Below are 24,016 nucleotides of genomic sequence, written 5' to 3'. Positions count from 1 at the left end.
GGATTCCGGGGCGGCGCTTGCGTCGCCCCTTCTTGATTCAGGCGATGGCTGGCTGGCGCGCCTGCCGAGGCCTGATGATGCAGTCGGCAAGGCGGTCCAACTCGTTCAGCTCATCCGCATGATGCTGGCCCCATTCACAGAGCGCCAGAAGGATAGGCTCGAGACTGAGACCGAGGCGCGTCGCCGAATATTCGACGCGTGAGGGAATTTCGGCAAAGATCTCGCGTCTGATAAGGCCGTGTTCTTCCATTTCGCGAAGCTGCTGGATCAGCACTTTCTGCGTGATATCAGGCACCAGCGTCTTCAGCACCGACAGCCGCCGGGGCCCGTCGAAGAGATGATAGAGAATGACGGCCTTCCATCGGCCCGAAATCACCTTCAGCGCGCGTTCCGCCGGCAGCATGGGCAGTCTTTTGGTTGGCAGCCTCTTGGTCGGCCCCCTTTTGGTCGGCTTGGCCATGGTCACCTCCTGGTCAGCAGGGGACAAATGAGTGTGTAGTCGCGATCAGGCAGATAGTGGCAAACAGCAGCCGATGCCATAGCGATGGGTGCGTGCCATGAGAGCCATTCAACTGAACCGTTTCGGCGGTCCCGACGTCCTGGATGTTGTCGAGATGCCGAAGCCGCTGCCGCAAGCAGGCGAGGTGCTGATCCGCGTTCATGCGGCCGGCGTGAATTTTTTCGAAGTGCTGATGCGCGGGGACCGCTACGCGGTGACGCCGCAATTACCGATGGTTCTCGGCGTCGAGGCTGCCGGCACAGTGGAGGCGCTTGGCCAAGGCGTGGACGCTTCGCTGGCCGGGACACGCGTCGCGGCGCCGTTGTTCGCTTCGAAGCGTCCCTTCGGCGGATGTGCCGAGTATGTGACGATCGACGCAAAGCTGGCCGTTCCTCTGCCGGATACACTCTCATTCGAAGACGCGACGGCCTTGATGGTGCAGGGGCTGACGGCCTTTCATCTGCTGCGGCAAAGCCCGCCCGCCGGCAAGTTGGTGCTGGTCACTGCAGCTGCAGGCGGTGTCGGGTCCCTGCTGGTCCAACTCGCCAAGCGCCAAAGAGCCAGCCTCGTGATCGCGGTCGCCGGCAGCAGGGCCAAGCTCGATCTTGCCCTGTCGCTTGGCGCCGATGCCGCGGTCGACTACAGCACGTCGGATTGGCCCATGCGTGTGCGGGAGGCGGCTGGCGGCGCCGGCGTCGATATCATCTATGACATTGTCGGCGGCGCGATGACGGCGGCATCGCTGGAGGTTCTCGCGCCCGGCGGCGAGCTGGTCTTTGCGGCGCTGGGCAGATACGCGATCGGCGCTGCGGAACTGGAAGCGATGATCACCCGGAACCAGTCCCTGCGAGGTTTTGCCCTGCTTCCGCTGCTCTCCGCCGACGGCCTCAGGGCCAGCCTGTCGGAGCTTTTCCAACTGGCCGCCGGCGGCCAGCTTGCCGTGACACAAGGCGGCCGCTACCCGCTCGACCAGGCCAACGAAGCGCATCGCTCGCTGGAGGAGCGCCGGTCGACCGGCAAGGTCGTGCTGATACCTTGAGTGGTGTGGTCGATTAACTGCGCACAGGCCAATCGTGGAACCCGTCCGCTTTGCGCCTCATGTCGGCCATAGAGATCGACTTCGCAACATCCTCAAAGCAGACGTTGCCGGGATCACGCAGGAGGTCATGGATTGCGCCGCCCGGGCCGCTACCTGTCGACCGTGCGCTAGGGCGTCATGCGGCGGCAAATCGCAAGGCTCCTTCGCGATCCGTTTCAAATCCGGCTGATGCCTGACACAGGTGCTCAGACGCGCTGCTCGGTCACGGCGTCCGGAAGGCGGTCGCGGAGGATGAAGAAGACACGAGCTGGCGGCGATACCGGACGGACGCGACCTCCTACGATCACGCCGACGAGTTCACCCTCGTATTTGACCAGGGAAAACTCGGCCGGGATTTCCCCGATGATCCGCGGTCGTTCGACGATGTAGTGCAGCAGATCCACGTAGGTGCAGACGATTTCCTCGTCGTTGGTCAGTTCGGCGGCCGCGCCCGGCGCTACGTTCCGGCTCATATGGCTGAGCGCCTCGTCGAGCTGCCCCTCCGTGTTACAGAACAGTCCACGAAGCTGGTGTGTCTGCTCACCCGCCGCGGTCGAGCCGGGGAGCACCGAACCGCAAATGGCGGCTACCAGGAGCGTCACGCAGCGATCGCGGAGCGACCGGACAAGATCGGTGGCAGACATCGTTTTTCCCCTCCTGCGCGGTCGTGCTTCGTTGCGACCATCGCACCACGCCTCGTCCGAGTAACGAGCGAGTTCCGATGGTTTGCCGAAATTGCGCCGGCCAGAGCCCTGAAAGAATGGAGAGCCGTCGGCGAAGACCTGGTGTATGCTCGGCGACGGGATCCGTCACACGTGAGGATCGTCATGCTCAGTTCGCCAGCAACTGCCACCCTTGTCCTCAACGACAAGGTTGTCGTCGACCTTGAAGGCGAGACGCTCCGTCTTGGCAACGGCGACGCAATCGCCCTCAGGCCGCAGGCCTTTGCGGTCCTTCGCCACCTCGTCCAGAACGCGAACAGGCTGGTCAGCAAGGCCGAGCTGCTTGAAGCCGTCTGGGGAGGCGCCGCCGTTACCGACGACAGTCTCGTTCAATGCATCCACGAGATCCGGCGAGCGCTCGGCGACGAACGGCATGCGGTCCTGGCCACCGTCTCGCGGCGGGGCTACCGCCTGTCGCTGGAGCGTGGCGACGAGAGTGCGCTCGGCGGCCCTTCGATCGCAGTGCTGCCGTTCGCCACCATGAGCGGCGACGAGCCCCATGACTACTTCGCCGATGGCCTGGTCGAGGACATCATTACCAACCTCTCGAAGATCCCGGGCCTGTTCGTCATCGCACGCAATTCCTCCTTCGGCTTCAGGGGCAGGGAAACCGATGCGCGCACCATCGCCGCCGAACTCCGCGTTCGCTACCTGCTGCAGGGCAGCTTGCGGCAGTCCGGGGGGAGACTGAGGATCAATGCCCAGCTTGTCGACGGCGCATCGGCCACTCATGTCTGGGCCGACAGGTTCGAGGGCGCGGCAACGGACGTGTTCGATCTCCAGGATCGGTTGACCGAGCAGATCGTGGGCTCGATCGAACCGAGTGTCCGCCGTGCGGAGATCGAGCGCGCGCGCCGCAAGCGGCCCGAAAGTCTGGATGCGTACGATCTCTACCTTCGGGCCCTGCCGCACGCGCATGCGAACACGCCCGTCGAGACGGACAAGGCCCTGCAACTGCTGGCGCGCTCGATCGAGCTTCAGCCAGACTATGTCGCTGCGCATGGCTATGCCGCATGGTGTTACGAGCAGCGCTATCTCCGCAACGGGTTGGATCCCGCAGACAAGACGGCCGCACTCAACCACGCCGACATTGCGTTAGGCATCAACAGCGACGACCCGCAGGCGATGAGCATCGGCGCGTTCGTCCGCGCCAACCTCACCCGGGAGTACGACGCCGCCCTCGAGGTGCTCGACCGGGCCCTCGCATTGAACCACAATTCGGCCTTGGCCTTTGGCTTCAGCGCTTTGGTCAGTGCCCACAGCGAGCGACACCAGCGGGCGGTGGAACATGCGCACAAGGCGCTGCGGCTGAGCCCGATCGACGATCCGCTGAGCTACCATCCCTACTGCGCCCTCGCCCTGACTCACCTCTTTGCCGGCACCTTCGCCGACGCGGCCAGATACGCCGCTCTGGCGGTTCGGGCCAATCCGGGCTTCAGCATCCCGTACGCCTATCTGGCGGCCAGCCACGTCGGCCTTGGCAATGTCGAAGAAGCGCACTCTGCGGCACGACGACTGATCGAGGTGGCGCCGAATTTCTCGGTCGGCGGCTACGTGCGAACTAACCTGTTTCGGCCGTACTTGATGGACGCGCTGGCAGCGGCCTTGCGAACGGCAGGGCTTCCCGAATGAGGCCAGCTGGCGCGGACCGAACCGCGCGTCAGGTGCTGCGCTGTCACAAGCCGCCGGTCCCCTCCCAGCCTCCTCTCTCAGGCACATTCTCGGCGGTGCGTTCCTCAAAATCGAAGACGTGTCTACCTTCGCATCGCCCGGCATGGGCGCGCCTATCCCTGGACCGTCGCTCAGGATCAGCCGATGACGACCTCTCGCCGACCCGTTGTCCGCTTCCGCCGATCCGAACCTCGGAGCTGCCAGTCCGCTCACGGCCCCAAGGCTGCCGGCAGCAATGTGCCTCAACTCGGTCAGTAGTCGCTCTGCCGTCGTTGCCAAAAAGCTGCCACTGTCGGAACTATGGCGCGCTTGGGCTGGCACTGGATCCTCGGGCAGCGAGTTGGCGCGACTTTCTCATCAGTCGCAGCGAGCAATTTCAAATCGAAACCTTCAGCCTCCTCAACCCTTCGCGGCACCTCTAGGCATCAAAGCACCGTGTGCTATAGCCCCCAGATTGCGGCATTTGGCAGATATTGCTTCTCGGATGGTTGCCGCTGCGCACATTACCCTCTGTGAGGCACAATCAGGATTAGTCGATAACCTGCGCAGTTACGGGTCGCGTTATTGAACTGAGCTGGATACGTGGCTGTCGGGCAACGTCTTTGTGGCTCAAGTTGAACGTTGACCTTTCGTCGAGCGCGACCATGATCGCTAACCGTTTCATCCCGTGAGTACAGCGTTGCAATATGACTGAGCCTTTCCAACCCTTTTTGCAGCGTTGCGTTTCGGTCGATCTGGAAGTGGATCCTGCAACCGCTACCATCTTCGCTTTTGCGGCGGTGCGTGATGACGCTCGTCCCTCAATCCTCGCAAAGAAACGCGATCTCGATGCGGCTCTTGACCGTCTGGGAGCAGAGTCAGCCGCGGCCGAGCATCTGCTCGGCCACAACATCATTCGACATGACTTGCCTCATCTGGTCGCATTGCGGCCTGCACTCGCGAATATTTTTCGATCGCCGATCGACACCCTATGGCTCAATCCGCTCGCATTTCCGCGCAATCCCTACCACCACCTAGTCAAGCACTACCATGACGGGCGCCTGCAAGCGGGCCACGTCAACGATCCGGAAATGGATGCGCGACTGGTGTTTCAGGTGCTGCGCAATCAACTGGCGGCTTTGACGCAGCAGAATGCCGACCAGCCCGATGCCGTAGCAGCCTTTCATTTCCTTACGACGAGAATGGAAAACCCAGGTGGGTTCGACGCAGCGTTCCAGGAGGTTCGGGGAGCTCCTGCACCGGGTCCTCTTGCGGCGAGAGAAGCGATTTCCCGGCTGCTGGCGGGGCGTGCCTGCGAGAGGCGGGTCGAGCAGACGCTGAGCCGCCTTTCGAACCCGCAACTCGGATGGCCCATGGCCTATGCTTTGTCCTGGATCCTGGTCGCGGGCGGGGATTCCGTCATGCCGCCCTGGGTGCGGGCGCAATTCCGCGAGGCTGCACTGATCGTGCGGCACCTGCGCGATACCAATTGCGATAGCCCGGATTGCGCCTGGTGCAGCGACAAAAACGACCCGGTCCGCGCGCTGTCGCGCTGGTTCGGGTTCAATGCCTTCCGCGCGGAGCCGGTGGACGATATGGGCCGCCCCCTGCAGGAGCGAATCGTCGATGAGGCGATGCGCGGGGCGAGCGTCCTCGGGATTCTGCCGACCGGCACCGGCAAATCGGTATGCTACCAAATTCCCGCCCTGTCGAAATTCGACAAGACTGGGGCGCTGACAGTAGTGATCTCTCCGCTGGTCGCGCTGATGGCCGATCAGGTGCAGGGCATGGCGCGGGCGGGCATTTCCTCGGCCGTAACCGTCAACGGAATGCTGTCGATGCCCGAGCGGCAGGATGCGCTGGACCGTGTGCGTATGGGCGAGGCGGCAATGCTGCTGATCTCGCCCGAGCAATTGCGCAGCAACTCGGTCCGCTCGGTTCTGGCACAGCGTGAAATCGGACTCTGGGTGCTGGACGAGGCGCATTGCGTGTCGAAATGGGGCCACGATTTTCGGCCCGACTACCGCTATATCAGCCGCTTCATCAAGGAATCCGTAGGGGATGAAGCTGCTGCCCCGGTGCTTTGTCTGACCGCCACCGCCAAGCCCGAAGTGGTGCGCGACATCCGCGACCATTTCCAATCACGTTTAGAGCGCGAACTGATGCTGCTGGACGGCGGCGCGGTGCGCACCAATCTCAGCTTCGAGGTCCGGCCGACGCAGCCCGGCACCAAGCTGGCCGATATCCTCGACGTGATCGAGGCCAAGCTGCCACAGGACGACGCTTCGGGTGCGGTGGTCTACTGTGCCACCCGCAGCGAGACGCAACGCGTCGCCGATTTCCTCAAACAGCAGGGTCTGTTGGCGGAACGATTCCACGCCGGTCTGACGCCCGAGGAAAAGCGCGACATTCAGGAACGCTTCCGCATCGGCGAACTGCGCATCATCGCCGCGACCAACGCTTTCGGCATGGGGATCGACAAGCCCGACATCCGGCTGGTGGTGCATGGCGATATTCCCGGATCATTGGAGAATTACCTGCAGGAAGCCGGGCGAGCGGGCCGCGATCGCGCGCATGCCAATTGCGTCCTTCTGTTCGCCGTCGAGGATGTCGAGCGCCAGTTCTCGCTTTCGGCGCGCTCGCGCCTGGCCCGGCACGAAATCGGTGCCATCCTCAAGGCCCTGCGGCGGCTGGACGACCGGACGAAGAAGACCGGCACCGTGGTCGCCACCCCAGGTGAAGTTGTGCGAGCCGAACGCGATCAGGAGTTCGAGCGCGACAGCGCCACCGACGACACGAGAGTGAAAACCGCTGTGTCCTGGCTGGAAGAGGCCACGCTCCTGAGCCGCGACGAAAACCGAGTTCAGGTCTTCCCCTCATCCCTTAGAATCCGCAACCTGGAAGAAGTCGAGGCGATCCTGGCCAAGGCCGTGATCACCGGCACCCGTCGCAAGCAGCTTCTGGATATTACCCGCCACCTGATGAACGCGCCTCCCGATCAGGGCATTTCCACCGATGAGCTGGCCGGGATCAGCGGATTGACAGCCGGTATGCTGAACAAGGCGATGGCGGATCTCGAGGCGCTCGGGATCGCCCGCAACGACGTCGTGGTCACGGTGTTTGTCCATGTCGCCGTCGAGGGGCATTCGCAGCAGCGGCTGGCGCAGGCCGCACGGCTTGAAACCGCGCTGATCACCCTGATGCGCGAGGCCGCCCCCGATGCCGAAGGTGCCGGAGGCACTCCCCTGCATCTGGCCGAAACCTCTCAGGCGCTCCGCAATCAGGGGCACAGCGCAGTGCGACCAGACATCGTGGAAAAGCTGCTGCGCAGCATGGGCCGTGACGGGCGCGATCAGGATGGTGGCAAGGGCAATCTGCGGCTGCGCAAGGCTTCGCGCAATACATTGCTGGTGACGTTGCAACGGACCTGGCAGGCACTGGAACAGACGGCAAGCCTGCGGCAGCAGGGCGCCGAACTGTTGCTGGGGCATCTTCTGGGCAAGCTGCCGAATGGCAGCCGCGGCAAGGACATCCAGGTCGAAACTACGATGGGCGATCTGCTCGCCACCCTGACCGGAGACGCCCTGCTGCGCGGCGGCGGCATTCAGGACATGACCAAGCTGATGGACCGCGCACTTCTGTGGCTGCACGAGCAGGAGGTGGTGACGCTAGGCAAGGGGCTGACGATCTTTCGGCCGGCGATGACGGTCCATCTGAACCCTTCGGGCGGCCAGTTCACCGCGAAGGATTTTGTACCCCTCGAGGAACACTACGCCGAGCAGACGATCCAGACCCATGTGATGGCGGCCTATGCCGAAAAGGGCCTTGTCGCGATGGATCAGGCGCTGCGGCTGTCCGAGGACTACTTCGTGCTCGATCGCGACGCCTTCCTGCGCCGCTGGATGCCCGGCAAGGGCGGCGAGATCCGGCGTCAAACCACCGGCACCTCCTGGAATGCGATCGTTGAGGCACTGAAGAACCCAGTTCAGCAAGAGATCGTCGCCGACGACCGCGAACAGACCAGCGTCCTGGTCCTGGCGGGACCGGGTTCGGGTAAGACGCGCGTTCTGGTGCACCGCATCGCCTATCTCATCCGGGTCCGTCGCGAGGATCCGCGCGGCATCCTCGTGCTGACTTACAACCGTCATGCCGCCGCCGAGATACGCATCCGGCTCCGCCACCTGATCGGCGATGACGCGAATACGGTGACCATATCCACATGCCACGCCCTCGCCATGCGGCTGGTGGGGGCGAGCTTTGCCGGAAGTGCGAACGAGACGACGCACGACTTCGACGGGATCGTCATGGAGGCCGTGCGCCAGTTGAACGGTGAAGGGCTCAGCAAGCCCGAGGCGGAGGCACAACGCGACACCCTGATCCAGGGTTATCGCTGGATTCTGGTGGACGAGTATCAGGACATCGGCCCTGAGGAATACGCGCTGATCTCCGCCGTTGCGGGCCGCTCCCTGGACGATCCGGAGCTTCGGCTCAGCCTTTTTGCGGTGGGCGATGACGATCAGAACATCTACGCCTTCGCCGGTGCGTCCATCCGCTTCATCCGGCAGTTCGAGACCGACTATCGTGCACGACCGCAATTCCTGGTCGAGAATTACCGTTCGACCGGACATATCATTGCGGCGGCCAACGCAGTCATTGCGCCCGCCGCTGACCGCATGAAAGCGGGACACGACATTGCCATAGATCGCAAGCGCAGCGTAGCGCCGCCCGGCGGAGACATGGCGGCGCTTGATCCGGTTGCGCAAGGGCGAGTGCATGTGCTGGACTGCCGGGCCGGTGACGTGGCGCAGGCCATGGCCGCGATGGATGAACTCGTCCGGCTTTCGCGCCTTGATCCGGAGTGGAGCTGGTCGCGCGCCGCGATCATCGCGCGCGACTGGCGGCGGCTGGCTTCGGTGCGGGCCTATGCCGAAACGCTTGGCATCCCAGTGGAGATGGCAAACGAGAGCCTGCCCAGCATCTGGCGCCTGCGCGAGATGCAGCAGTTCATCGACACACTGCGCAGCGATAATACGCGTCTGCTGGCCGTCCGTGATCTGGTGGATATGCTGAACGCGATACCGTCCAACCGCTGGACGGATCTGATCGCCGAAGGCATCGCCGCGCTTGCAAAGGAGCTTGCGAACAAGACCATGCCCGTGCCGGACCTTGTCGAGTGGTTCGCTGAGTGGGCCAATGATGCCCGCAGCGATCAGCGCGCGCTGCTGCTGCTGACGGCGCATCGATCGAAAGGCCTGGAATTCGAGGATGTCGTCATCCTGAATGGCGGTTGGGACAAGCCTTCCCAAGGCGAGGACCCTGATGCGCCGCGCCGCCTCTTCTATGTCGCAATGACCCGGGCGCGGCGCAGCCTCGCGATCATTGCTCAAGGTCAGCACCCGTTCGTCCAGCAGGACAAAGAGCATGTGCTGCGCCGAGCCGCGCCGGCTGTCGCCGACGGTGTCCCTCTTCCGACCGCGCTGTACCAGGTGCCGAACCTTAAGACCGTGGACCTGTCATGGGCCGGGCGTCTCAGGCCGGGCGATCCCTCCCTCGCCGCCATCTCGGCGGCGAAAGTAGGAGATCCGATTCAGATCGTGCGCGATGGCCCGCTCTGGATGATACAGGACAAACAAGGGCAGGCCCTCGGACGCATGGCCAGAAGCTGGTCGCCTCCCGAAGGCCTCAGCTTCCTGCGCGGCGAGGCCGGCGCCTTCGTGCGCTGGCGCAAGTCCGATAATCTGGAAGAGTTCCGGGTGCACCTTCACCGAGATGTCTGGGAAGCGGTTCTGCCGGAGCTTGTATTCGGCTGACGGTTTGCCCGCAGGGACGGTGGGTCGACTAGGACAGCTTCACCCAGGTGCTTAACATTGTACGATGGGTTGATATCGCGCATTGCTCATGGAAAAACGGCAAAATCTCTTGTCTGAGCCAGTTCGAGACCTCACCAGCGGCAGCAGCTTAACTCCTTGATGGAGCTTGCCGTTGGGACTGGACCAAGATGAGATTCTCCGCCGCCGAGTATGACCGCGGGCTGGAAGAGCCGAGCGATGTCAGGCGAGCTTCCTGAGAAGGAAAACATCGTTGCTCGCCATGTCGTTCAGTGAGCACCTCAATACCAACTGAAGTTCCAGCTCTTGAACATTGCGGACGCTGACAGAAAGTCCATCCATAGACAGCCGCTCCAGAATATCCTTTCCGTAACGGCGAACGTGGTCTTCCTGGTAATAGACCCGCACGCGTTCGGAAGTTGGGAGGTCGCCTTCGATGGTTTTAGATCCCCAAAGAGGTACCTGAATCACGGCGATGCCGTTTGGGGCGAGGATTCGGCGGATTTCGCTCAGAGCCCTTCGGTCATCGGGGACGTGTTCAAGAACGTGCGAGCACCAGATGAGATCGTAGATGTTGTCCTCAAACGGCATGTCCTGAATGTCAACCTTATGCATAACTTGCGGATCCATAAGATCGGCAGTGTGGTACTCAGTGCAACTTCGCTGGAGCCATTTCTGGATCTCTGGTTCGGGAGCGAAGTGCAGAATTTTATCTATCTTGGCCGGGAGGGAATCCTTCAGAAGGATGTAAGCTAGCCTGTGACGCTCCGCGGACCAGCATGATGGGCATCGAGCGTCAAATCGGAAGAACGGGCCAGGTTTACCGGCAGAAAATTGGAATCCCGTCCACCCACACAAGGGGCAATGCCTGTGTTCACGAACCTTGCTCAATCCTCTCAGCGTCGCAGCATATGTCCGATTAAGGGCCACGATTTGAATCCGTCTCAACGTCGATTGAAGACTTCTCATGAGGACCTCCCGCAAGCTACGCGGCTCGCACTTTGACACTGGAGTCGGCGACAATAAAGGAATTGCTTGCAGCGTTTTGCTGAGATTTCACGCCAATCCCGCTAACCATCAGTGATGATGTGGTTGCGCCATTCCGGACCTACACGGTGGGCGGTCGTATCTTGCCCCTAACGGTTCCGGCAGACCTGCACCGATCTTAGGACGGACACATGTGTGTGGCGGATAACGGCTTCGGGTCATGGGCGTGAGTTCGACCGAGGGCGAGCGAGTTCCGCAAAGGGGTCGGAGAACGAACCCGATGCGCGGGATGGGCGCGCGCGGTGAGGTAGAGGCCCCAGAGCCGCCACGGCTTACGCCATGATGGCCAAAGCGTCCGCGAAGAAGCTTTCGCCGCCGAAATTTCCAGATTTAAGAGCCAACACCATGCCGCCGTGGCGACCTCCGATACTGTGCAAGACAGGCACGCCCGCAACGATCTCCTGCCCGAGTTGAAATGCGGGAATTGCAAGCCGGTCAACCACCGCGCCGGATGTCTCTCCGCCCGCTATGATCAGCCGACGCACGCCCCGTTCCACCAGGCCTTCGGCAATCGCCGCGAGGGAGCGTTCAATGACCTGGCCGACCGCGTCGCGTCCGTAGCGGGTTTGCAGCCTTGATACATCATCCGGATTGGAGCTGCTGGCGATGATGACTGGAGTTTGGGCCATCCGCTCGGCCGCCCAATCGATGGCAAGCTGGGCCTCCTCCCGCCCGTTCATAAGCTTTTCCGGATCGAGCCGCAGGACGGGCATCGTCTGCTCGGCTTTGGCGATTTGTTCCAAAGTCGCCTGTGAACAGCTTCCGGCAAGAATAGCCGCTGGTCCCGCGACCGGTCTGCCATAAACAGCAGTCCTCTCGTGGCGACGTACGGTGCCCGCCGCGATCAGGCCGCGGGCAAGACCTAATCCCAAACCGGAGGCTCCGATCGACAATCGCTGACGAAGCGCCGCCGCGCCAATTGCTTCGAGGTCGCTTTCGAACACGGCATCGGTGATGGCCGCTCCGTTCCCATCGGAGGCAAGCCGTGCCAGCCGCTCGACGATCGCCTCGGCGCCGCGCGCAACGATTGCGAGATCGACCAGTCCAACCGCCGCAGCACTCTGCCGAGCCAGAACGCGGACCAGGTTGGCATCGTGCATGGGGTTGAGCGGATGATCCTTCAGTGGGCTTTCGTTGAGCGGCGCCGCTCCGACGAAGAGATTGCCCTGATAAACGGTGCGACCGGTCTGCGGAAAGGCCGGCGTCACCAGCACCGTTGTTTCACCGGCATCGGCGCGCAAGGAATCGAGTACCGGGCCGATATTGCCCTTGTCGGTCGAATCGAAGGTGGAACAGATCTTGTACATGACATGATCGGCGCCGCGCTCGCGCAGCCAGCGATCAGAGGCACGGGCACGTTCGACCGCCTCAGATGCGGCGATCGACCGGATCTTCAGCGAAACGACGATCGCATCGACTTCGGGCAAAGCCAGGTCGTCCGTGGGAATTCCGATGGTCTGGATCGTCCGCAGACCCTCTTTGGCCAGCGTGTTCGCCAGGTCCGAGGCACCGGTGTAGTCGTCCGCGATGCAGCCGAGCGAGAGCGTCATGGTAGAACTCCACGCTTGGCACCGGAAATTGGGCGCTGGCGCTCGCCGCTATAGGGAGCGAGCCAGCTGAGCCCGTCGAGCGTCTTGCTCCTCGGCCGGTATTCGCAGCCGACAAAGCCGGCATATCCTAGCCGGTCCAGCTCGTCGAAAATGAAGTGATCATCGAGTTCCCCTGTCGCCGGTTCATGCCGCGATGGCACGCTGGCAATCTGGATGTGACCAATGAGCGGCATCAGCCGCCGAAGCGCCATGGTGACGTCACCATGCATGATCTGGCGATGGTAGACGTCGAATTGCAGCTTGAGATTGGGTAGCGCCAGGTCGCGGACGAGAGCTTCAGCGAAGCCGAAGTCGTTGAGGAAGTAACCCGGCATGTCACGGCCGTTGATCGGCTCGATCAAGAGATCGATGCCTCGGTCGGCGAGTTTCCCGGCCGTCCAGACGATGGCCTTCCGGTAGGCCTCGACAGCTTCCTTGTCGTCGCGAGAGGCAATGCCCGACATGAGATGGAGGCGCTTGACGCCGGTCGCCTCTGCGTAAGAGAGAGCTGCTTCAACGCCGACCCGGAGCTCGTCGAACCGTCCCGGGAGGGAGGCCAGCCCACGCTCGCCGCCAGCCCAGTTGCCGGGCGGCAGGTTGAACAGGACCTGGCAAAGACCGTTCTTTGCGAGGCGTTCCGCGATCGCATCGGGTCTATGCTCGTAAGGGAAAAGGAACTCGACCGCTTCGAAGCCGGCATCGGCAGCGGCAGCGAACCGGTCGAGGAACGGCCATTCGTTGAACATCATGGTGAGATTGGCGGCGAAGCGGGGCATTGGCTGGGTCCGGTCCTGGTCAGGTTTGCGGTTCGCCGGGCAAGTCGGTGCCCGTGATCCGTGCGTAGAGTCGGGCGACCGAGGCATCGTCATCGCGCCCCATCCCGGCCGCCGAGGTCATCAGGAACATCTGCAGCGCTGCGGCAGCCACCGGCACGGGGAACTTGGCGCTGCGCGCCATGTCCTGGACGATACCGAGATCCTTGACAAAAATGTCGACGGCGCTGCGAGGGGCATAGTCGCCGTCGAGCACGTGCGGAACGCGGTTCTCGAACATCCATGAATTGCCGGCCGAGGCGGTGATGACCTCATAGACCTTGCGAATATCGAGCCCTTGCCGAGCGGCAAAGGCGACGGCTTCGCTCGCTGCCGCGATATGCACACCGGCGAGCAACTGGTTTATCATCTTGAATGCCGCGCCGACGCCCGGTTCATCTCCAAGCTCATAAAGCTTGGCTGCCATTGCGTCGAGTGCGGGCCGCGCCTTGGCAAAGGCGGCAGCGCTGCCGGAGGCCAGCACGGTGAGGGCACCTTCCGCCGCGCGGACCGATCCACCACTGATCGGGGCGTCAAGATAGAGCCGTCCGGTGGTTTCCAGCCGGGCGGCCAGATTGCGTGCAACGTCAGGATCCATGGTGGCTGAGGAGACGAACACCGCGCCGCCTGGCAGGGTTTCGGCCACTCCATCGGCGCCAAAGAGGATCGCTTCGGTCTGCGCCGCATTGACGACGACGCAAACCACGACGTCCGCGGCTTGGGCGGCCTCGGCGGGGGTTTGTGCCCCCCGCCCGCCGTTGGCGACAAAGCGCGCCACCATCTGGTCGTTGACGTCGAAGCCGGTCACCTCGAACCCGGCGCGGCGAAGCGACGTCGCCATCCCGAACCCCATCGAACCGAGGCCGATAACCGCGACCCGCAGTGTGGCTGCAGCTGGGATATCCTTCTGCTCGTCGTTCATGGTCATAATGGAAACTCCTTGCATGAGGCGGTTCGGCTAGCGGTTGACCAGTTTGGGCGGGACTGTCAGCACCAGGATCGCGCCGACCACCAGGATTGCGGCCAGGGCGTACATGCCGACCTGGGTCGTGCCGGTCAGATCCTTGAGGTAGCCAACGAGATAGGGGCTGACGAAGCCGGCAAGATTTCCGACCGAATTGATGAGCGCAATACCAGCCGCAGCACCAGTTCCGCCGAGGAACGCTGTGGGCAGTGACCAGAACAGCGGCGCACAAGTGATCGCACCTGCTGCGGCCAGCGACAGAAAGGCAATTGCGATGGTGGGATCGGGCGAGGTGGCTGCGATCACGAAGCCGATGGCTCCAAAGAGAGCGGGAACCACCAGGTGCCAGCGGCGCTCGCGATATCTGTCGGCGCTGCGGCCAAAAAAGTTCATGGCGATCACAGCGCAGATAAACGGGATTGCGCTGATCAGTCCGATATTGAGGTTGCCGGCGACCCCCGTCGCCTTGACCAGCGTGGGCATCCAGAACGTCAATCCGTACTGGCCCATCACGAAGCAGAAATAGATGAGACACATCAGCCAGATCCGGGGATCGCGGAAAATGCCGGCGACGGAGTGTGAGCGTTCCTTGCCGCGCTCTTCTTGGGCGATCTCTCGCTCGATTGCCTGCTTCTCCGCTTCACTCAGCCACTTGGCGTGACGGATGCCGTTGTCAAGGAAGAAAAAGACTGCGATGCCAAGCAGGATTGCGGGAACCGCTTCGATCAGGAACATCCACTGCCAGCCGGCAAGGCCGTTGCTGCCATGGAACGAATCCATGATCCAGCCGGAAAGCGGATTGCCGAAAATCCCGGAGATGGGGATCGCGGACATGAATATCGCGATGATCTTGGCGCGCCGGTGCGAGGGATACCAATAGGTGAGGAAGAGGATGATGCCGGGGTAGAAACCAGCCTCGGCGACACCGAGCAGGAAGCGCAGCAGGTAGAACATCGGGGCAGATGCAGTGAACATGAAACCGGCCGAAATCAGGCCCCAGGTGATCATTATGCGGGCGATCCAGACGCGTGCCCCTACTTTGTGCAGGATGACGTTGCTCGGGATCTCAAACAGGAAATAGCCGATGAAGAAGATGCCGGCGCCAAGGCCGTAGACGGTTTCACTGAAGGCAAGGTCGGTCGACATCTGCAGCTTGGCAAAGCCGACATTGACCCGATCGAGGTACGCAACGACATAGCACAACATCAGAAACGGCACGATGCGCCAGAAGACCTTGCCGTAGGCCTTCCTTTTGATGTCGTCTTCTGCTCCGGCCTCCGCCGGAAGCGTCGAGGTCTGTATCGTCATCTGTTTCCTCCCAAGTGTAAGGGGTGGTCCCTCAGGCCTCACGCGTCTCTGGCTGGATTTTGGCAGCGCTTGCATAATCCGATATACGAGAATGGCAGCGCTGCCAAACGAAAAGTGGCAGCGCTGCCAAAGTTTGTTGAGTGCGGCGCCTGAATGTGACAAAAGAAGCGTCAGAAACTAGCGTCGTACCGACGCATCGAGCCGAGAAACTGGAATGCAGAGCGAAGCAGAAGACGGTACGCAAACCGGCGCGATGATAACCCTCACCGACGTTGCGCGCGCGGCGGGCGTCGGCGAAAGCACTGCTTCGCGCGTGTTGCGCGGGCATGGTTCCTTCTCAACCAAGACACGCGAGAGTGTACTCACTGCCGCGCGGAGCCTCGGTTATGTGCCAAATCGGATCGCGGGAACCCTGGCCTCCATGGGGTCCAAGCTCGTCGGTGTTGTCATTCCTTCGCTAAGCAATATCGTCTTTCCGGATGTGCTGCGCGGCGCCAATACAGTACTGGTCGGAGCCGGCTTCCAACCTGTCGTCGCAGTGACAGACTACGATCCGGAGCGAGAGGAGAGCGTCATCGAGTCACTCCTCAGCTGGCGTCCAGCCGGGATGATGGTAGCGGGGCTCGAGCATACCGAGCGCACCGGCGCCATGCTGCGGAACGCCCGCATCAGAGTGGCCGAATTGCTCGATACCGATGGCGAGGGCATCGACATCGTCGTGGGCTTTTCCAACCGCAAGGCGGGCCGGGTGAGCGCTCGGCATTTGATATCGCGTGGCTATCGCTGCATCGGTTACGTTGGCCACGACCTCAGCCTGGACCTTCGCGCAGCCAAGCGCTTCGTAGCATTTCGCGCGGCCCTGGGCGAAGCCGGGCTCAGCGTCATCGGAGAAGAAATCATTCCTGCCGCATCCTCGATCGAAGCCGGGCGCGACGGGCTGGCTCGATTGCTGGAGCGTTGTCCCGATCTGGATGCGGTTTATTTCTCCAACGACGACATGGCGATCGGCGGCTATTTCCACTGTCTCGCCCACGGCATCACCATACCGGACCGGCTGGCGATCTTCGGCTACAACGGTCTCGATGTAGCCAGGAGTGCGCCGCAGCCACTTTCGACCATCCTGACGCCGCGCGTGACCGTCGGTGAGATCGGAGCACGGCTCGTCTGCTCCGACGGACCATCCGCAGTGGTCGATATCGGGTTCGAGCTGATTGAAGGAGCGACGACGTGACTGAAACCAAGCTGAGGGACGATATCTGCCGCTTCGGACGTTCGTTGTTCGAGCGCGGGCTGACGCCGGGATCATCAGGCAATATCAGCCTGCGGCTCGATGATGGCGGCTGGCTGGTCACACCCACCAATGCCTCGCTGGGATTCCTGGATCCTGGCCGAATTTCACGCCTTGATGCGCAAGGCCGGCTGACCTCTGGCGATGCGCCGACCAAGGAAATTCCGTTGCATACTGCGCTCTATCAGACGAGGGCAGAGGCGCGCGCCATCGTGCACCTGCACTCGACCCACGCAGTTGCCCTTTCCATGCTGCCGGAAATCGATCCTAAGGCGGTGCTGCCGCCGATGACGCCCTACTATCTGATGCGCGCCGGACAAACCGCGCTGGTGTCCTACCATCGGCCAGGCGACCCGGCGGTTGTCGCTGCGATCAAGGGCCTTGCCGGACGCTACTCCTCAGTGCTGCTGGCAAATCACGGTCCCGTCGTCGCGGGCGAAACGCTCGAGGCCGCAGTATTCGCTACCGAGGAGCTGGAAGAAACCGCAAGGCTCTATCTGCTTTTACGCGGCCTCAACCCCCGCTACCTGTCGCCGGAACAGGTCGCCGATTTGGTGCGGGTTTTCGGGATATCCTTGCCGGAGCAAGACGAGCACCACCATTAGCATAGCCTTAGCGCGTGCGTGACGTTATCTCACGGTATGAGAGTAATGCGTAGATAAAGGTCAATGTCCCGGCAAGTTCGAGACCTTCTTCGATGTTCGCCAGAATGCGATAGCGCAAGGATTCCATACCTTCCGCCTCTGCAACGCTGCCGCCGACCATTTCAAACCCGACCGCTCCGCCAAGAAACAGCGCCGCCGAAACCGCCAACAGCACGGCGAGCGATGTCGGGAAAGAGCGGATGAATGGAACAAATGCAGCTAGCCCCACTAAGCTAAGAATGCCTGCCGGCGCTGCCCATGCAAAATACAGCAGGCCCGTATTGGTTGACCTCGCAGCCAACGCAGCGGATAGCTTCTCATGAAGGCCCGTGAATTCATCGAAAGAAAGAAGCAGGAACAGGAAGCCTAAGAAGTACCAATGCCAGGTGAACCGACTGCTACGGCCCGCCGCATCGTCTCCGCACTGAAATAGAAGACGGCTACAGAAAAAAAGCACCAGCACGGAGACCCAAGTGAACGCGCTCCGTTCCACATCGACATCAAGGAGCCATATTTTTCTCGAAAGGTCCGGCTCCTGTCCAGCGTACAAGCTTAAATCTTGTGCGAAACTTGCACAAAGAATCAGTAGAGATAATACTGTAACTAGGGCGAGTATCGGTCTCCATTCGCTGAACAGAAGCGGGGCTTCCTTTTCCACCCTTGCAATTGTCACAAAAGTGTCACATAAAGATTAGCAACTTGTCAACCATTGGCGTTCCAATGCGCAGCGACGGAAACAAGTTCGAGTCATTACTCGGCGCAGGCTTGCTTGCTCTCCTATTGGCGTTGGCCGGGCTCATCGTTTTCTACGAGGTCGAGGTGGTATTCCCGTTGGGGTGACGCGTTGCCAACGATGGCGCCGACCGCCGTCACGAAGGGCATAAGTGCCCTCTCGGCTCCTCCAGAAGCCGCTTGAACTGCTTGTTGTCCAAGAGCCCGCGCAACGTCCAGATGCAGGCTCTTTCAGTTGAGATCAGCGCTCGATCGAGGCGAAACGGACCGTTCCGTGGTGCCTCTTCACCTCGACACGCTTGTCACCGCACGATTTCGCGGTGACCGCCGGGCAGGCGGGTGGCGATGAGCTTGTCGATGCGGCGGCCGTCGAGGTCGACGACCTCGAAGCGCCAGCCCTGCGCATCCACGCATTCGCCGGTCGTCGGCAGATGGTGCATGTGCGACAGCACGTAACCGGCGACGGTCTCGTAGTCGCGGTTCTCGGGCAGGTCGATGCCGAGAACGTCCGCCATCTCGTCGGCCTGCATGTAGCCGGCGAGCAGCCATGAGCCGTCCTCGCGCTTGACGGCGTTTTCCTCATCACCGGCGTCGAGGTCCGCCCGGAAGACGCCGGTGATGGCTTCCAATATGTCCGCAGGGGTGACGATGCCTTCGAAATGGCCGTATTCGTCATGGACCAGCGCCATCGGCACGTTGGACTCCTTGAGTGTCGAAAGGACATCCAGCGCGTCGGCCTGGTCATGGACAATGGGAGCGGTGCGCACGTGCCGGCGCGGGTCGAGTGCGCGACCGCCAAGCATCGCGGCCAGCACGTCGCGGGTCTGGACGACGCCGATCATGGCGTCGACACTGCCATCGCCGGCTGGCAGGCGCGAATGCTGGGTCTCCATCAGGAGTTTGCGGATCGCCGTGTCGTCGGACTCCAGGTTGATCCAGTCGACCTCGGTGCGCGGCGTCATCACCGCGCGGACGGCGCGGTCGCCGAGCCGCATGACGCCGGCGATCATGCGCCGCTCGTCGGATTCGATGGTGCCGTGATGCTCGGCCTCGGCGACCAGCATCTTGATCTCCTCGTCGGTGACCTTCTCCTCGCTTTCACCGCGTTGGCCGAGCAGCCACAGCATAGCGCGGCCGGAAATGTCGAGCAGGAAGACCAGCGGCGCCGAGACGGTGGCGAGGATGATCATCGCCGGAGCAACCTTGGCGGCGACGCGTTCGGGATCGCGCAGCGCGATCTGCTTGGGCACCAGTTCGCCGATGACGAGTGAGAAGTAGGTGATGAGGGCGACGACGATGCCGACGCCGATCGGGTCGGCAAGGCTTTCGCGGACGCCGGCCGATGCCAGGAACACGGACAGCCGCTCGCCGAGCGTGGCGCCGGAAAAGGCGCCGGATAAAACACCGACCAGAGTGATGCCGATCTGCACCGACGACAGGAATTTGCCGGGATTGGAGCCGAGCGCCAAGGCGCGGCCGGCGCCCTTGACATCGCGGTCGATCATCGCCCTGAGGCGGGCCGGCCGTGACGAGACGATGGCAAGTTCGGACATTGCCAGAAGGCCGTTCACGCAGATGAGGGCGGCCACGATGGCGATTTCAGCATAGAGCATGCGGGGTCAATAGCATTGCGGCGCGGTCTTCGAAAATAGATCGCCATCATTTTTCATGCCGGTTTCATGCAGCATCCCATGGCGGCGACGAAAAATGATGATCAAGGCGTCGACGCGACGCCGACCTTTGGCGTCAGGCTGCGCGTCACCGGCCAGATGGCGTGCACGACGTCTTGCGCCTACGGCAACTGCAGCAGCACGCCCACTACCGCCTTGCCGTCGGTGAAATAGGGGTCGCCACCGCCATTGCGCCCGGTCTTTGTCGCGCCGATGCCTGCGATTTCGTCGGTCGAGATCAGCATGCCTGCGGCAGACAGGTCGCGGATCAGGAAATCGCGCTCGGCGTCGATGTCGGGAGCGATATGGTGGGTGATCGCGCCGGTGTCGTGGCTGAGGCCGACACCGCGATCGAAGCTTGCCGAACCCAGCCAGAGCGGCCGGCCGTCGTCGCCGGTCGCCTCGGTCTGCCAGAAGCGGACGTGATGACGCCGGTCGGCACTGTCGCCGACCGGCTTCTCGAAGGCCAGATCCTGTGCACGGCCTTCGAATAACAACCGGCTGACCGGCGCGTCGGGATAGGGCCGATCGAACAGCACGCTTTTGCCGATCTCGATCGCGGTCTTCAGCGTGAGGGCGTCGGCCGTGTCCCACCCGGCGACGGCGAAGGCGTGGACCAGCTCTTTTTTGGTACCGACAAGGCCGACATTGATCGGATCGCCCGCAATACCTTGCGGCGTGTGCGTCACCATCTCGAAGCGCTGCGTACGGAAGTTGCGGTCCCGCAGGGTCCAGAATTCCGGTGCGGCGAATAGGCGAGCACGAGATAGCCGTCACAGAACGCCACCAGCCAGATCGTTGCACGTCGTCGAAGGCTTCGTCGGCTCACGAGACACCACCCAGGCGATACGGCATCACCCTATGTGGCGTCATTCTACGCGGCGGCGCAGACCTTGGGCAGTGGGCATGCGCTCGGGCTCAGCGGCAGGCGCGGTAGCCGTTCTTGCGGTTCTTGATGTCGAAATGGAAGTGGTTGCGGTGGTCATAATTGTAGCCGGGGCCGAGCACAGTGGTGAAATACTGGCAGCCGTCGGCGCGCACAGTGTTGAGGAAGCCGCGCGTGCGGAAGGCAAACAGGCCGGGCTTGCGCACGTCGATATCTTTGCCATTGCCGAGCTCGATGCTCATGACGTCCAGCGCGTTGCCCTTGCCGTGCTCCGACAGCACGCCTTCGCCAGCGATCCTGCGGCAGGAATAGCTCGAGCCCTGGCGAATGGTTTTGACGCCGGAGAAATAGCGCCAGCGGGCGGAGGGGACCAGTTCATTCCTGGTCCAGCCGGCGAAGGTGGCGGCCATGTCGCAGGTCAGCGTCGCGGCAGGCTTCACCCCGATGCTGCCGATGGCCGAGATCTTGACCGGATAATCGATGCCGCACTGGCCTTCGCGGATCGGCGCAAGATCGGTGTAGACGACGCCCAGGCGTTTCAGTTCGTTGCGGCAGTCGATCTCGCTGGCCGGCATCTGTTCGGTCGGCGCCATCGGCTCGTCCATGCGCGGATAGGCGGCGGTCATGTATGGGTTGGACGGGACGAGGCGCTGCATCCCCGCGTAGTTCGGAACGGCCGATGTCTGGCTGCCGACATCGACGGCCGGTTCAAGCGAAAGCACGCTGCCGGTGGTGCAGGCCGAGATCGCTGCGATGGCAAGGCCGCCGGCAATCATGCGCGCGCGTCTGGTTTGCCGCACGGCGACGAACGCGGCGCGAATTATCCCGGCCATCGACAAGATCCCTGTCCCCAAGCCTGATCCCGATCAGGCTCTGTCTCATCGTTTGATCATGATCTTTCTCCGAAAACCGGATCCGGCTTTTCGGGATCATGATCAGACGAGACGGAGATTAGCCGCCAAGAGTAAAGGAAAAATCAGCGGCCGCGTTTACGGCTGCGGCCAAATTGCGGCGCGCGACGGTCTGGGACCATATCACTGGCAGAAGGTGCCGCCGTTGCGGCGCGGTGCGAGATCGAGATGGAGATGTAGCGAATGATCGGCATCGCTGCCCGGGCCGAGCACGGTCTTGAACGGTCCGCAGGCCGCCTTGCGTATTGCGTTCAGGAATTTCGCCTCCTTTTCCGGCGGCGCCGGGCCGATGTCGATCCTCCTGCCGTCCGAAAGCGTGAAGCTGGCGATGTCAAGCGCGTTGCCGAAGGCGTGCTCCGACAATTTCCCTCCGCCATTGCGCCGTCGGCAGACGAAGGCGGATGCCTGGCCGACCGACTTGAGATTGGCGCCGAGCTCGGCCTTGGCCGCCGGCTGGATGATATTCGCAGCGAAGCGCGCGGCGGCCTCGGCCATCTGGCAGTTCAGCTCGGCTTCGGGGTTGATATCCAATGACTTGCCCAGCGTCTTCAGCGCGATCGGATAGGGGATAGAGCAGCCGACCGCCGCATCGTGCTCGGCTTTGCGTTCCTCGAAGTCGACGCCCATCGACTTCAGCCGCCTGCGGCAGGCAAGTTCCTCGTCCGGCATTTTTTCCTGCGGGACAAAGGTCGAGCGCGGGTCGGGAGGGATCTCTTTCTGCTGCGCTTGCGCCGGCTTCTCCGGTGGTTTCGGGGCGGTGGCCGGCGGTTCCGCCTCGGCGGGCCTTTCGCTCGGCGTTGGAGCGATTGCCGGCGGCTCCGGCCGGGCTTCCTGATGCTGGTCCGACTTCTGCTGGTCCATTTTGTCGGTGGCGGGTTGATCAGCCTCTGGCGCATCCGCAGCGCGCGGCTCGGGGATCGGCACGTCGGCAGGTGCGGCTCCTTGCGCTGATTGCGAGCGATAGAGCTCCGGGACGGGCACGGTATCAGGCAATTCCGGAGCTTGGGCCAGGGCCGCTCCTGCCGACAGCATCGCCGCCGCCAAGGGCAGCGCCAATTTGGTCAATCCGGCCAATCTGGTCAATCCGGCCAATCTGATAAATCCGGCCATCTGATGAATAAGAGAGGGGTCAGCGCCGCCATTTGCCGTAAACGGCGGGCGAATGCGGAAGTTGCCTGAACGAGGGTTTTGGCCGATCACGAACGGTAACCGCCGCGTTACGCACCGATCGCTTCCAGCCCTTCCTCCAGCCAGTCGGCCAAGAGCGGCATGCCGAGCAGATATTTCGCCGTGCGCTTGTTGGCGCGCTCGCGCGCGGCCGTCAGCGCGTCCGCCCATTCCGAGGCGTCATAGTCACCGCGTCCGACCCAGGCGAGGGCGACGAGTTCGGCCGCCTCGTCGACATTGAGGTCGTTGATCAGTTCGCGCAGTTCTTCTTCGGTGAGGTCTTCGGAACTTTCCTCGACGAGACCGTCATGATGATGGTTGTCATGCGCCTCGCCATCGAGTTCTACCTCGTGCTCGGCGCCATCGGCATAGTCTTCGTTGACGGCAGCGCTCAACGCCTTCGCCTTGAGGATGAATAGGCGCACCGTGTCGGGACCGATCGAAAGCTCCCATTCCTTTTCAAGGCGCCGCTGCACTGGCCGTCTCCGCATACTCCGTTGCCGTTTGCTGGATGATAGCGAATTTGCAGCGCTCGTCACGTCATGTTCGGCGCTTCTATTTTCCGCTGGCGCGGATCGTTAAAAAAGCTTTCAGTGGCCATGACTTTTTTCCGGGATGAAATGGCTTTTGCCCGGCGTTTATCTTGCATTGTCATGCTTCAAGGAGGGTTCGATGCGCAGACGATTGCTGATCCAGGTTCTGGCGGTTGCCGCCCTGCTGCTGTTTGCTGTTCCAGTGTTTTCGGCCGGTGAAGGTGGAGGCGGTGGCGATGGCAGCCAGACGACACAGTGCAAGAAAGGCATGGTCTGGGACAAGAAGCTGAAGAAATGCGTGGCACCCAAGCAAGGCATGCTGGACGACGACAACATCTATGAAGCCGGCCGCGCGCTGGCGATGGCCGGACGTTATGACGAGGCGATCGTCGTACTCAGCCTGGCTGCGGACAAGAAAGACCCTCGCATCCTCAACTATCTCGGCTACTCGCATCGCCATTCCGGACGTGTCACCGTCGGCCTCGGCTATTACGAGGAAGCGCTGCGCATCGATCCTGATTACACGCTGGTACGTGAATATCTCGGCGAGGCGCATCTGCAGATCGGCGATCTCGACGGTGCCCAGGAACAGCTCCGCGAGATCGAGAAGCGCACCGGCAAGGGATCTCGTGAATACGGCATGCTGTCTGAGCAGATAGACCGTTTCACGAAGAGCTGATTTGAAGCC

18 protein-coding genes and 2 pseudogenes are annotated in these 24,016 nt (G+C 62.2%); 7 read left to right on the top strand and 13 right to left on the bottom strand.

All coding sequences use genetic code 11. The annotated features are described in order from the left end of the window. Positions 1–37: 37 nt before the first annotated feature. The gene (locus tag AC0L3L_RS16095) at positions 38–460 is read right to left on the bottom strand and encodes a winged helix-turn-helix transcriptional regulator (protein ID WP_473638284.1); all 423 of its coding nucleotides are present in this window, start codon (positions 458–460) and stop codon (positions 38–40) included. A gap of 97 nt (positions 461–557) precedes the next feature. Here AC0L3L_RS16095 and AC0L3L_RS16090 point away from each other — a divergent pair, with 97 nt between their 5' ends. Beyond that, positions 558–1,538, top strand: a complete 981-nt coding sequence (locus AC0L3L_RS16090) for a quinone oxidoreductase family protein (RefSeq protein ID WP_473638283.1) — start codon at positions 558–560, stop codon at positions 1,536–1,538. 245 nt (positions 1,539–1,783) lie between these two features. Here AC0L3L_RS16090 and AC0L3L_RS16085 read toward each other — a convergent pair whose 3' ends face one another. Beyond that, positions 1,784–2,221 carry a hypothetical protein gene (locus tag AC0L3L_RS16085; protein WP_473638297.1) on the bottom strand — a complete coding sequence of 146 codons (438 nt, stop codon included), beginning with the start codon at positions 2,219–2,221 and terminating at the stop codon, positions 1,784–1,786. 183 nt (positions 2,222–2,404) lie between these two features. Here AC0L3L_RS16085 and AC0L3L_RS16080 point away from each other — a divergent pair. The 3 genes and pseudogenes from AC0L3L_RS16080 to AC0L3L_RS16070 form a co-directional block, all read left to right on the top strand. Then, positions 2,405–2,653 (top strand): annotated as a pseudogene (locus tag AC0L3L_RS16080) (winged helix-turn-helix domain-containing protein); the annotation flags it as partial. Between the two features lie 126 nt (positions 2,654–2,779). Further along, positions 2,780–3,931 carry a tetratricopeptide repeat protein gene (locus AC0L3L_RS16075; protein WP_473638296.1) on the top strand — a complete coding sequence of 384 codons (1,152 nt, stop codon included), beginning with the start codon at positions 2,780–2,782 and terminating at the stop codon, positions 3,929–3,931. Positions 3,932–4,656: 725 nt separating this feature from the next. Beyond that, entirely contained in the window at positions 4,657–9,759 is a 5,103-nt protein-coding gene (locus AC0L3L_RS16070) for a RecQ family ATP-dependent DNA helicase (RefSeq protein ID WP_473638282.1), read from the top strand. 240 nt (positions 9,760–9,999) lie between these two features. On the opposite strand, the gene AC0L3L_RS16065 is transcribed toward AC0L3L_RS16070, so the two are convergent. The 5 genes from AC0L3L_RS16065 to AC0L3L_RS16045 all read right to left on the bottom strand — a co-directional run bounded on the left by AC0L3L_RS16065 (position 10,000) and on the right by AC0L3L_RS16045 (position 15,497). Beyond that, positions 10,000–10,746 carry a class I SAM-dependent methyltransferase gene (locus tag AC0L3L_RS16065; RefSeq protein WP_473638281.1) on the bottom strand — a complete coding sequence of 249 codons (747 nt, stop codon included), beginning with the start codon at positions 10,744–10,746 and terminating at the stop codon, positions 10,000–10,002. Positions 10,747–11,096: 350 nt separating this feature from the next. Continuing rightward, complete coding sequence (gene otnK, locus AC0L3L_RS16060) at positions 11,097–12,374, bottom strand: 3-oxo-tetronate kinase (protein WP_473638280.1); 1,278 nt, start codon at positions 12,372–12,374, stop codon at positions 11,097–11,099. Next, a complete protein-coding gene (gene otnI, locus AC0L3L_RS16055; RefSeq protein WP_473638279.1) occupies positions 12,371–13,189 on the bottom strand; it encodes a 2-oxo-tetronate isomerase in 819 nt (272 codons plus the stop codon). Before otnI ends, otnK begins: the two co-directional genes overlap by 4 nt. Positions 13,190–13,208: 19 nt before the next feature. Continuing rightward, positions 13,209–14,153: an L-threonate dehydrogenase gene (gene ltnD / locus AC0L3L_RS16050; protein WP_473489042.1), complete on the bottom strand. Its 945-nt coding sequence runs from the start codon at positions 14,151–14,153 to the stop codon at positions 13,209–13,211. Between the two features lie 30 nt (positions 14,154–14,183). Continuing rightward, positions 14,184–15,497: an MFS transporter gene (locus AC0L3L_RS16045; protein WP_473489041.1), complete on the bottom strand. Its 1,314-nt coding sequence runs from the start codon at positions 15,495–15,497 to the stop codon at positions 14,184–14,186. Positions 15,498–15,711: 214 nt separating this feature from the next. On the opposite strand from AC0L3L_RS16045, the gene AC0L3L_RS16040 reads away from it, so the two are divergent. Further along, positions 15,712–16,728, top strand: coding sequence for a LacI family DNA-binding transcriptional regulator (locus AC0L3L_RS16040; RefSeq protein ID WP_473489040.1), 1,017 nt, complete (start codon positions 15,712–15,714; stop codon positions 16,726–16,728). Then, positions 16,725–17,390 carry a 3-oxo-tetronate 4-phosphate decarboxylase gene (gene otnC / locus AC0L3L_RS16035; protein WP_123148408.1) on the top strand — a complete coding sequence of 222 codons (666 nt, stop codon included), beginning with the start codon at positions 16,725–16,727 and terminating at the stop codon, positions 17,388–17,390. The genes AC0L3L_RS16040 and otnC overlap by 4 nt, the downstream gene beginning before the upstream one ends. Positions 17,391–17,397: 7 nt before the next feature. Here the strand turns inward: otnC and AC0L3L_RS16030 are convergent, their stop codons facing one another. The 6 genes and pseudogenes from AC0L3L_RS16030 to AC0L3L_RS16005 form a co-directional block, all read right to left on the bottom strand. Next, positions 17,398–18,087: a hypothetical protein gene (locus tag AC0L3L_RS16030; RefSeq protein ID WP_473489039.1), complete on the bottom strand. Its 690-nt coding sequence runs from the start codon at positions 18,085–18,087 to the stop codon at positions 17,398–17,400. A 376-nt stretch (positions 18,088–18,463) separates the two neighbouring features. Next, entirely contained in the window at positions 18,464–19,774 is a 1,311-nt protein-coding gene (locus tag AC0L3L_RS16025; RefSeq protein WP_473489038.1) for a hemolysin family protein, read from the bottom strand. Positions 19,775–19,953: 179 nt separating this feature from the next. Beyond that, positions 19,954–20,660, bottom strand: a pseudogene (locus tag AC0L3L_RS16020) (LssY C-terminal domain-containing protein). Between the two features lie 89 nt (positions 20,661–20,749). After that, a complete protein-coding gene (locus tag AC0L3L_RS16015) occupies positions 20,750–21,550 on the bottom strand; it encodes an extensin-like domain-containing protein (protein WP_473638278.1) in 801 nt (266 codons plus the stop codon). 201 nt (positions 21,551–21,751) lie between these two features. Next, the gene (locus tag AC0L3L_RS16010; protein ID WP_473638277.1) at positions 21,752–22,720 is read right to left on the bottom strand and encodes an extensin-like domain-containing protein; all 969 of its coding nucleotides are present in this window, start codon (positions 22,718–22,720) and stop codon (positions 21,752–21,754) included. 125 nt (positions 22,721–22,845) lie between these two features. Continuing rightward, positions 22,846–23,271: a DUF3775 domain-containing protein gene (locus tag AC0L3L_RS16005; protein ID WP_095491539.1), complete on the bottom strand. Its 426-nt coding sequence runs from the start codon at positions 23,269–23,271 to the stop codon at positions 22,846–22,848. Between the two features lie 196 nt (positions 23,272–23,467). Here AC0L3L_RS16005 and AC0L3L_RS16000 point away from each other — a divergent pair, with 196 nt between their 5' ends. Continuing rightward, positions 23,468–24,007: a tetratricopeptide repeat protein gene (locus tag AC0L3L_RS16000; protein ID WP_473638276.1), complete on the top strand. Its 540-nt coding sequence runs from the start codon at positions 23,468–23,470 to the stop codon at positions 24,005–24,007. Positions 24,008–24,016: the final 9 nt, after the last annotated feature.

Source organism: Mesorhizobium sp. WSM4849 (assembly GCF_055811385.1).
Note: the sequence above shows the minus strand (reverse complement) of the source record. Positions and strands in the feature narration are given on the sequence as shown.

Bases quoted from the DNA above. Each gene is read 5' to 3' on its own strand.
- otnI (WP_473638279.1), bottom strand. From the start codon at position 13,189: ATGCCCCGCTTCGCCGCCAATCTCACCATGATGTTCAACGAATGGCCG.
- AC0L3L_RS16095 (WP_473638284.1), bottom strand. From the start codon at position 460: ATGGCCAAGCCGACCAAAAGGGGGCCGACCAAGAGGCTGCCAACCAAA.
- AC0L3L_RS16090 (WP_473638283.1), top strand. From the start codon at position 558: ATGAGAGCCATTCAACTGAACCGTTTCGGCGGTCCCGACGTCCTGGAT.
- AC0L3L_RS16040 (WP_473489040.1), top strand. From the start codon at position 15,712: ATGCAGAGCGAAGCAGAAGACGGTACGCAAACCGGCGCGATGATAACC.
- AC0L3L_RS16070 (WP_473638282.1), top strand. From the start codon at position 4,657: ATGACTGAGCCTTTCCAACCCTTTTTGCAGCGTTGCGTTTCGGTCGAT.
- AC0L3L_RS16085 (WP_473638297.1), bottom strand. From the start codon at position 2,221: ATGTCTGCCACCGATCTTGTCCGGTCGCTCCGCGATCGCTGCGTGACG.
- AC0L3L_RS16075 (WP_473638296.1), top strand. From the start codon at position 2,780: ATGAGCGGCGACGAGCCCCATGACTACTTCGCCGATGGCCTGGTCGAG.
- AC0L3L_RS16000 (WP_473638276.1), top strand. From the start codon at position 23,468: ATGCGCAGACGATTGCTGATCCAGGTTCTGGCGGTTGCCGCCCTGCTG.
- AC0L3L_RS16025 (WP_473489038.1), bottom strand. From the start codon at position 19,774: ATGCTCTATGCTGAAATCGCCATCGTGGCCGCCCTCATCTGCGTGAAC.
- AC0L3L_RS16045 (WP_473489041.1), bottom strand. From the start codon at position 15,497: ATGACGATACAGACCTCGACGCTTCCGGCGGAGGCCGGAGCAGAAGAC.
- AC0L3L_RS16015 (WP_473638278.1), bottom strand. From the start codon at position 21,550: ATGGCCGGGATAATTCGCGCCGCGTTCGTCGCCGTGCGGCAAACCAGA.
- AC0L3L_RS16065 (WP_473638281.1), bottom strand. From the start codon at position 10,746: ATGAGAAGTCTTCAATCGACGTTGAGACGGATTCAAATCGTGGCCCTT.
- otnK (WP_473638280.1), bottom strand. From the start codon at position 12,374: ATGACGCTCTCGCTCGGCTGCATCGCGGACGACTACACCGGTGCCTCG.
- ltnD (WP_473489042.1), bottom strand. From the start codon at position 14,153: ATGACCATGAACGACGAGCAGAAGGATATCCCAGCTGCAGCCACACTG.